This is a genomic window from Stenotrophomonas sp. HMWF003 (genome assembly GCF_003061285.1).
In the GTDB taxonomy this organism is placed as follows: Bacteria; Pseudomonadota; Gammaproteobacteria; order Xanthomonadales; family Xanthomonadaceae; genus Stenotrophomonas; species Stenotrophomonas maltophilia_AP.
In genome coordinates, this window is record NZ_QAIW01000380.1 from 3,089 (window position 1) to 7,580 (window position 4,492).

2 protein-coding genes and 1 pseudogene are annotated in these 4,492 nt (G+C 67.3%); all 3 read right to left on the bottom strand.

The genetic code is table 11. The features are described 5' to 3' along the window. Positions 1-525 (bottom strand): annotated as a pseudogene (locus tag DBR34_RS23460) (flagellin); the annotation flags it as partial. 841 nt (positions 526-1,366) lie between these two features. After that, positions 1,367-2,569 (bottom strand): flagellar hook-associated protein FlgL, encoded by a 1,203-nt coding sequence (gene flgL / locus DBR34_RS16230; RefSeq protein WP_128097569.1) that lies wholly within the window; start codon positions 2,567-2,569, stop codon positions 1,367-1,369. Continuing rightward, a complete protein-coding gene (flgK, locus tag DBR34_RS16235) occupies positions 2,566-4,446 on the bottom strand; it encodes a flagellar hook-associated protein FlgK (RefSeq protein ID WP_128097570.1) in 1,881 nt (626 codons plus the stop codon). The genes flgL and flgK overlap by 4 nt, the downstream gene beginning before the upstream one ends. Positions 4,447-4,492 lie beyond the last annotated feature (46 nt).

A 4,492-nucleotide genomic window follows, 5' to 3' on the forward strand; every position in this document is an offset into this window, starting at 1 on the left:
GAACTTGGCGTTGCCCAGCGAGCTGGCCTTGGCGTCGACGACGTTGTTGATGGCGATGGCCTGGCCGGCGTTGGCGCCGACCTGGAACAGCTGGCTGGTGAAGCTGCCGTCGAGCAGTTTGGTGCCGTTGAAGTCGGACTGCTTGGCGACGCGGTCGATTTCGCTGACCAGCTGGGTGACTTCGGCCTGCAGGGCCTTGCGGTCGCTGGCGGAGTTGGTGGCGTTGGAGGCCTGGACGGCCAGTTCGCGGACGCGCTGCAGGTTGTTGCCGATTTCGCTCAGGGAGCCTTCGGCGACCTGGGCCAGCGAGATGCCGTCGTTGGCGTTGCGGATGGCCACGTCGGTGCCGCGGATCTGGGTGCCGAAGCGCTCGCTGATGGCCAGGCCGGCGGCGTCGTCTTTCGCGCTGTTGATGCGCAGACCAGACGAGAGGCGCTGGATGGTGGTAGCGAGCGAGCTGCCGCTGGTGCTCAGGTTGCGCTGAGCGTTGAGCGACATCGTATTGGTGTTGATTACCTGTGCCATGGGTCGTCTCCCTTATTGGAATCCCGGTGGTGAATGGAACGAAGCGCCGCCGTTTTTTTTTGTTTGGCTGTGTGCTTCGCTGTTGCCAAATCAATAACGGCGCTTTGTCAACAACCTTTAGGCGGAAATTTCGCTGGGGTTGCCGGTGCTGCCGTCCGGGGCCTTGGCTGTGCACCCCGATAGAAGGGTTAACGGCGCGGGAGGCGGAAATTGAAGGGGTTTTCACGCCGAACGCCGGGCGCGGGGCCGCCCCGTAGAGCCGGGCTCTGCCCGGCTTGCATCTACGGCCAAAGCCAAGCGCCGCATCGGCCACGTCCTGGGAGGCCCGGCCCGGGTGGGTTGGCGTGACACGCCGTAAACCCCGCTCCGCGGTCCGGCCCAGCCGCTGGCGGCTGTGCGTTCAGTCGCATGCGAGGCAGTGCCTCGCGAGCAATGCGCCTTCACCCATGGGGGCTCGTGGGCGCCATCCATGGCGCCCAACGGTCCCGCCAACCCACCCGGGCCGGCCCTTCCTGAGTAGGTCGGCGCGCAAGCAAGGGGCGGTAGAGCAGGGGCGGTAGAGCAGGGCACCGGCTGCGGCTTCGATACGGTCAAGGCGCCCGCAAACCACACGTTCCGACGCGGCATGACGCTGGTAGGGTCGGTTCCCAAACGACTGCCGATACCCTGCACCGGCGCTACGAACGCATGCTGCGCATCGAAGAAGGCTCGCGCGCTCACGCGCGCGGAATCCCGCCAGACGTTGGCTGCGGCGCTGGCGCATTTGATGACGCCCAACGAAAAAGGCCGCGATGCTGTTCGCATCGCGGCCTTGGCCTTTCAACTATTTCGTAACGCGCTGTCAGCGCAGCGTGTTGAACAACGACATCTGCTGCATCTGCGAGAACAGGGTCTGTGCAGCCTGCAGGGCAGTGCTTTCCAGCTGGTACTGGCTGATGGCGTCGGCGTAGTCCAGGTCGCGCATCTGCGAGAGCGTGCCCTTGAGGGTGACGGTGTTGGATTCGCGCATGTCCGCGGCATTGTCCAGCGCCTTGAGCTGGGCACCGCCGGCGGCGCGGGAGTCGATCATCCGTTCCGAGGCGCGGGCCACGTCGCGCAGGCCACTTTGCAGCAGGTTCTGCTGGGCGGCGGACTGGCTGGCGCTGCCGGTGTCCATCTTCAAGGAGCCGATCAGGCTGTCCAGGGTGCTGAAGATGTCGCGGCTGGTGGCGGGGCTCACGTTGAAGGTGTCGCCGGCGGCCGGCTTGCCGTCCACGTGCAGGCGCACGCCATTGAGCACCAGGTCGTCGCCGGCCTTCATGGTGCCGGTGGACACCACGGTGCCGGTGTCGTCGAGCAGTTCGTACTGGTCGGCGGCGGTAAAGCGCACGCTGAAGGCCTTGCCGTCCCAGCTGTTGCTGCCGTCGCGGGTGACGTTGGTCAGTACGCCGGTGCCGGTGTTGCCGGTGGCCGCCGCACCATCCACGTGGCCATCGCCGGTGCCGATGCGCAGGAAGATCTCGCTGCCGGGCAGGGCGTCGAGCACGTAGGTATCCGGGCCCACTTCCACCTGGCGCTGGTTCTGGTCGCCGTTGTAGACCACCTTGCCATCGACCTGGCTGAAGGGCGGGCTGCCGTCGGCGGTGCCGCCGAACAGGTAGCGACCGGTGCCGTCGGTGCTGTTGGCCAGCGCCAGCAGGTTGCTGCGGATCGCCTCGATTTCGGTGACCATCGACTGCTTGTCGGCCGCCGCCAGCGCCGGATTATTGGCGTAGATGGTCAGCTCGGTGATGCGGCCCATCATGTCACCGACCTGGGCCAGCGCGTTTTCCTGCAGGCCCAGGCGGTTCTGCACGTTGCCGGCGTTGAGCTGCATGCGGTCCAGCGAGGCCAGCGTGCGGTCCAGGCCCACGGCGGCGCCGGAGGCGACCGGGTCGTCCTTGGCGGTCACCAGGCGGCGACCGGTGGCGATCTGCTGTTCCAGGTGGCTCATCTTGGCCTGCTTGGCCATCATCAACGAGACCGACTGGCTGAACATCATGCCGGTGGAAATACGGTTGTTCATCGGCCTACGGCTCCGAGGATGGTCTGGAACATGGTGTCGGCGGTGGAGATCAGCTGCGAGGCGGCCTGGTAGGCCTGTTGCAGCCGCAGCATGTCGGCGGCCTCCTCATCGAGGTTGACCCCGGAAATCGAATCGCGCGCGGACTGCGCCTGGTCGGTGATGACCTGCTGGGCCTGCAGCGAGTAGTCGGCCGAGCGTGCGGCGGCGCCCACCTGCGTGGTCAGCCCGCCGAGGGCGCCGCTCAGGGTAACGGTGCCGTCGTTGAACGCCTTGGCCTGTTCCACCTTCGCCAGCAGCAACGCGTTGCTGTTGTCCGACGAGCCGGCCGGGGTCGGCCCGATGGTGAAGGTGTCACCGGTCTTGGGCGCGCCGTCGAGCACGAAGCTCCAGCCGTTGGCGCTGATTGTCTGGCCGGCGGTGTAGGTGAACGGGCCGGCGCCATCCAGCGTGTACTGGGTGCCACTGGTGAACACGATCGCGGCCGGGTTGCGCAGGGCGGCGTTGCCGTGGTCGGTCACCTTGACCCCGGTCAGCTTGCCGGTGCCGCTGTTGGCCAGCGCCGCGGTGCCCTTGATCGGGGCGGCGGCGGCAATGCGCGAGGTGTCGGTGATGGCAACCGACATCGTGCCGGCCACGCCGGCGGTGGGCTGCAGCAGCATGCGGTCGTTTGGCGCCGGGGTGCCGGTCATTACCAGCTCCACGCCATTGAGCACCAGCGGGTCGGTGGCGGTGCCGGTGCCGGTCATGGCGATCGCCACGCCGGTGTCGGCGCGGCTGGCCTGCCACTGGGTGCCATCGAACTTGAGCACCACGTTCTGCCCGTCCAGCTTGGACAGGTCGCCGAAGCTGGCGGTCATGCTGGCGGTCCCGGCATTGCCGGCATGGCCGGTGATGCGCGGCGCGCCGATGTTGAAGAAGTCGCCGCCCAGGTTGCCGTACAGGTCCGCGCCCTGGCGGTGCACGTCGTTGAAGCTGCTGGCCATGCCGATCGCCAGCTTGCCCAGTTCGGCCTGGGTGGGGGTCAGCACGGTGTCGCGGAACTCCAGCAGGCCGCCGATCTGGCCGCCGAGCGTCTTCGATTCCAGGGTGATCTTCTGGCCGGCGCTTTCCAGCGCCAGCTGCAGGCGCTCGGGCATGTACGGGTCGGATACGGTGGTGACCTTGGACGCGGTGGTGCCCACCACCAGTGCCTGGCCGCCGGCCGTGTAGACGTTCATGATGCCGCCGTCCTGCATCACCGCGTTGCCGCCGGTGTAGCCGACCAGGTTGGCGATCAGCTGGTCGCGGCGGTCGAGCAGGTCCGGCGCGGCGTTGGCCGCGTTGCCACCAATGGCGCCGTTGAGCTGCGCGATTTCCTTGGCCAGCCGGTTGATTTCGCTGGCGCCGGCGATCAGGCCGTTGTTGACCTCGCCGTTGAGCGTGTTGAGCTGGCCGTTGAGCTGCTGGAAGCGGTTGGCCAGGGTCTTGCCACCGTCCAGCATGTTCTGGCGGTCGGCGGTGCCGGAGGCGTTGGAGGACAGGCCGCTGACGGTATCGAAGAAGCTGGACCACACCCCGGCCACGTTGGTGGCGGTGTCGGAGAACATCGCATCGACCCGGTCGGCCATGCTGGACAGCTGCTTCAGCCGCGCCAGTTCGCCGCTGCCGTCGAGCAGCCGCGAGATTGCCAGCTGGTCGGCCACGCGGCGGATGTCGCTGATGCGCGTGCCATTGCCCACGTCGCCATAACCGAAGTTCTGCGGGTTGGCGGTGGCGAAGTCGACCTTCTGCCGGCTGTAGCCGGGCGTGTTGATGTTGGCGACGTTATGGCTGGTGGTCGCCAACGCCCGCTGGAAGGCGAGCAGGGCGCTGGTGCCGGTGGAAAGTACGCTGGACATGGGTTACCTCAACGACGGATGACACCCAGCCCGGTCGGGCTGGCGG

Coding starts and splice junctions, on each gene's coding strand:
- flgL (WP_128097569.1), bottom strand. CDS start 2,569: ATGAACAACCGTATTTCCACCGGCATGATGTTCAGCCAGTCGGTCTCG.
- flgK (WP_128097570.1), bottom strand. CDS start 4,446: ATGTCCAGCGTACTTTCCACCGGCACCAGCGCCCTGCTCGCCTTCCAG.